This is a genomic window from Fusibacter sp. (assembly GCF_057447755.1).
Genome location: NZ_JBVBZF010000293.1, coordinates 1 through 4,404, shown reverse-complemented (window position 1 = coordinate 4,404; position 4,404 = coordinate 1). Strand labels below are relative to the sequence as shown.

Here is a 4,404-nt window from a genome sequence, read left to right as displayed (position 1 = left end):
TTGAGCCTCTGAGTGTGCTCTTTTTCTCATGCATACAAGTGCCATTTCTTCACAAATAAAACACGTCCTCGGTGGGTATCCCATATCTTGTCTAGAGATTGGTTTACCATCCATTTGGATAACATCTATATCCAGAAACCTTCCAAGCTGATGACACTTTTCAAAAGCCAAACACGCCTTTTCAGTTCAATAGCATCCTTATCAAAGACAAGATAAAGTTCATCACCGGTGTCTATTAAATTCAACTCTGAATATATTTTTTGAAAGCCTCTATTGACCATGAATTCAATAAATTGACTTTGTATCAGACAAAAAGCTTTTCTATACTTTTCACAAGTTTTAATTTCACCCGGTATGTTTAATTTCATAACGGCAAGTGGTCGTTTAAAATATTGAACCATTAAAATTTGCTTTTTAGCACGCAGGTCTTTAGACACTAATAAGGCTTCAAGCGTGGTCTTCATTTTTCACTGCCCTGATGACATCAATAATCGTGCCATCTCTATATTCAACGATACCGACAACCTTATCATGGTATTGAATTGGCTTAGGCTGGCCAACGATAGATTTAACTTCATCCCGTAGCGTTTCAATATCAAAAAGGGGAAGACCCGATTTTGCCAACGTCTCATACAAGTCTTTACGTAATGGGTTAACCGCAATACCTCTCTCAGTAACGAGAACATCAACACTCACACCTGGTGTAACGATGGTATGCACCTTATCTACTACTGTCGGTATGCGACCTCTAAATAGGGGAGCAACCACTATGGTCATCTTTGCACATGCCGCTGTGTCACAGTGGCCTCCAGACGCTCCCATAATGACACCGTCAGAACCCGTCAAAACATTTACATTAAAATCCGTATCAATTTCAAGAGCACTTAAAATGACGACATCAAGGTTGTTAACGATACATCCCTTAGTATGCATATTTGCATATAGTGACGCATCTATTTCCATATGGTTATGATTGTCTCTAATCGAGTTTGCCGCGTGTAAGTCAAAGCTTTGAACATCAAATAGCGCCTCAACCAGTCCTGCATTTAAAAGATCCACCATCGGCTGTGTAATGCCACCTAAGGCAAAGGAAGCCTTATAGCCATAACCAAGCATTTTTTCTTTTAAAAATCGTGTTACTGCCAGTGAAGACCCTCCAGACCCAGTTTGAAAGGAAAATCCATCTTTAAAATAAGGTGATTTTTCAATAACCTCCGTGGCAAATTTAGCGATTTGCAACTCCTTAGGGTTTTTAGTAAATCGGGTAGCACCTGAAGCGATTTTCTCGGATTCTCCAATTTTATCTATGACAACCACAGAATCCACTTGATTTTGAGAAATACTTGCAGGCAGATTCGGATAAGGTTTTAAATCATCTGTGATTAAAATCACATGATTTGCATGTTTGGCATCCACCAAAGCATATCCCAGTGACCCACAGATGGCTTTACCCTTAAAACCATTTGCGTTACCATAATGGTCTGCACATGGAACGCCGATGAAAGCAACGTCAATTTTCGTCTCACCTGCTTCAATTGCCCTTGCACGTCCACCATGAGATCTGAAAATTACAGGTTCTTCTAAGATCCCATTAGAAATTGCGTCTGCCAACTTGCCTCTCATACCGCTGGTTTCTATTTTACGTACAAGGCCGGTTTGAATATGCTGAATGATTGGATCATGAACTGAACTCAGCGAACTTGGTGCCAGTGTAAGGTCCCTTATGCCCATATCAGCAATAATCTCCATCACCTTATTGATTATGAGGTCTCCGTTTCTAAAATGATGGTGAAAGGAGATGACCATTCCATTTTGAAGTCCTGATTTCAAAATGGCTTCTTTTAAAGTTTCTACCAATTTAGACTCACCGGGTTTAATCATTTTAATAGGTGGTGCATACTTGAGTCCTTTTGGGGTCTCACTAAATGGTGCCTTATAACTAATCACAGTCCTACGCCCTCCATTCTCGCCAATGCTAATATACGCTCAGCTCTTTCAACAATAGGCTTGTCAATCATTTTCCCATTCAAGGATACAACGCCTAGTCCACGCTTATTAGCATCTTCTATGGCTCTCATTATTGAAACTGCATTTTCGATTTCATCTTGTCTAGGTGCATATATTTTATGAACGACTTCAATTTGTCTTGGATTGATAACGGATTTACCATCAAAGCCTAATTGTTTAATCGTTTTAACTTCTTCTTCAAAGCCCTCCATATCATCGAGGTTTGAAAATACTGTATCCAGTGCCGCTATGCCCGCAGCTCTAGCTGCTAAAACAAGTTGGCTTCTCGCTTGAAGGAGTTCAAGCCCCTCTCTAGATCTTGTGGTCTTCATGTTGGTCACAAAATCTTCCGCACCAATAGCTATCCCAATCATACGATCAGAAGCCATAGCAATTTCAAATGCATTGATTATGCCGAGAGGCCCCTCGATTGCTGCCATGATTTTCGTAGTGCCAAGACTCTTGTTACAGGTCTTTTCAATATGATCTAGAACCCTAATCAGTTCGTGAATTTCTGCTGCTGAATCCGTCTTTGGCAGTCTGATCACATTTACACCGCCCCTGACAGCAGCCTCAATATCTTTAATGCCATGAGGTGAATCCAAACCATTGATTCTAACAACGCTTTCTGTTCCCAAGAGATTTACGTGCTTTAAAGCTTCATAAACAAGACATCTGGCAGAATCTTTTTCAGATGCAGCAACTGCATCCTCTAAATCAAACATGACAGAGTCCGCACCATAAATACCTGCATCAATCATCATGGATGGGTTGTTGCCTGGGACATACATCATTGTTCTTCTTAGTTTTGACATGCTTGCCCTCCCCATGGTGTGATTTCCTGGTCAACTGCTCTCATAGCAGCAGCTGTGACACGAGCTCTAATGGTACAGTCAAGTGCACCCTTGTCTATGGCATCTACTTTTGCATCTTTAATACCATGTGATTTTAACGTTTGTTCTATAAGCGACGAGATTTCATCTCCGAACTGCTTCAAAACAATGCTGACAAGCTCAATCTCTATGCCATTTCCCTCATTAGGTGATAAAGTGATATAGATGTCACTTGATTCTAATGTTCCGGCGTTTGATTGCTTGAGTATTTTCATAACCTCTCCTCCTACACATATTGATTTATATGATATGTTCCTTTAATTCGCTCAATAATTGGACTTGCTTCTTCTGAGATGAGAAAATCGTAAGTGGTATCTGGTACAAGCTTTTTAACCGATGTCCAATTGTTTTCTGAAATAAACTTTCTCACTTTGGACGCACTGACGATTTCTTCTTCAATTGACTTTCTTTCGATTTCAACGACTTCAATGCCTAATACTGACAAGTCACTTAGAAGAACTTTGTTATACAATGCAGTAATTTTATTAAAGGGTTCCTGACCAATAAACCGCTTTGATATATTCAAACGCTTTGCGATGTATCTTCCAAATATTTCACAGTCCAGCTGAGCCTGTGCCTTTATGACATTCTCTTCTTCACCAAGAAAGTAGCCTGGAAAGGTTGCATTGGAGATGATGTAGTCCTTTGCCCAGTGTAGTGTCACATTATTCAAATGACTTGTTCCCTTTTTAACCAAGTCATATCGAACCTTACTTGGAAAATACGAGTTATCCTCCCATAGGATAAACACATGTACCCAATCACTATTTTCACATGCCTTTTCAATTAAGTATTGATGCCCCAATGTAAAGGGATTGCAGTTGACCACAATTGATGAAATTTGACCCTGTGTCATATGACTTTCTAGACTCAATTGCTCTAAATAGTTTTGAATTCCGTTTTTAACATTCTCCATAAGGGCTACTGATTTCGTAGAGGCAACTTCTGTAAACCCTAAATATTTAAACTTACTTGTCATCTCAGGTTTGGTATACAGAAAAAGATGATTGAGTTCTAGTTCGTTTGACCGCATTAAAAGTGCTGAGACCAACTGATTTATGGTACTAGTGCCCTGATAAGCCTTTGTAACCGCAATCATTTTAAGGACATTTTGATATATTGATCCTGTGGCTATGAGCTCATTTGAATCATAGACACCGTAAATTTCTGTCACAATGTTTTCATAGTAGAGACCATTCTCTTCAAGGATATGAACGACTTTCTTAAGCTCTATTAAATTTTCAGGAAATATACGTCTTATTGAGTACATTTTCTTACCCCTTTTCCTTATCCATGTTCATGATGACCCCGACTAAAAAACCTGTATTTATTTAGATTTGAACATCAAAGGCGGTTGTAGACTTGAAATTAAATGATTTTAACAACAAAAAAAGGTCAGCACAAAATAAATTTTGTGCTGACCTTTATCAAACCTTGATTTCCATCATTTTTTAATAACTGTCAGTTGATATTCAATTAAAAAATAAAGTTTATAGTCTTCTTT

4 protein-coding genes and 1 pseudogene are annotated in these 4,404 nt (G+C 38.8%); all 5 read right to left on the bottom strand.

Annotation, left to right across the window (positions count from 1 at the left end; genetic code table 11):
• Window positions 1-401: pseudogene (citX, locus tag AC220I_RS18745) on the bottom strand (citrate lyase holo-[acyl-carrier protein] synthase); the annotation flags it as partial.
• A 46-nt stretch (window positions 402-447) separates the two neighbouring features.
• On the bottom strand, window positions 448-1,947 hold the full coding sequence (gene citF / locus AC220I_RS18740; RefSeq protein ID WP_486725389.1) for a citrate lyase subunit alpha: 1,500 nt from the start codon (window positions 1,945-1,947) through the stop codon (window positions 448-450).
• Window positions 1,944-2,822, bottom strand: coding sequence for an aldolase/citrate lyase family protein (locus AC220I_RS18735; RefSeq protein WP_486725388.1), 879 nt, complete (start codon window positions 2,820-2,822; stop codon window positions 1,944-1,946). The genes citF and AC220I_RS18735 overlap by 4 nt, the downstream gene beginning before the upstream one ends.
• The gene (citD, locus tag AC220I_RS18730) at window positions 2,810-3,115 is read right to left on the bottom strand and encodes a citrate lyase acyl carrier protein (RefSeq protein ID WP_486725387.1); all 306 of its coding nucleotides are present in this window, start codon (window positions 3,113-3,115) and stop codon (window positions 2,810-2,812) included. Before citD ends, AC220I_RS18735 begins: the two co-directional genes overlap by 13 nt.
• An 11-nt stretch (window positions 3,116-3,126) precedes the next feature.
• Window positions 3,127-4,170, bottom strand: a complete 1,044-nt coding sequence (gene citC / locus AC220I_RS18725; protein ID WP_486725386.1) for a [citrate (pro-3S)-lyase] ligase — start codon at window positions 4,168-4,170, stop codon at window positions 3,127-3,129.
• Between the last annotated feature and the right edge of the window lie 234 nt (window positions 4,171-4,404).

Excerpts from the sequence above, each read along its gene's own strand:
- AC220I_RS18735 (WP_486725388.1), bottom strand. The coding sequence starts at position 2,822 with ATGTCAAAACTAAGAAGAACAATGATGTATGTCCCAGGCAACAACCCA.
- citD (WP_486725387.1), bottom strand. The coding sequence starts at position 3,115 with ATGAAAATACTCAAGCAATCAAACGCCGGAACATTAGAATCAAGTGAC.
- citC (WP_486725386.1), bottom strand. The coding sequence starts at position 4,170 with ATGTACTCAATAAGACGTATATTTCCTGAAAATTTAATAGAGCTTAAG.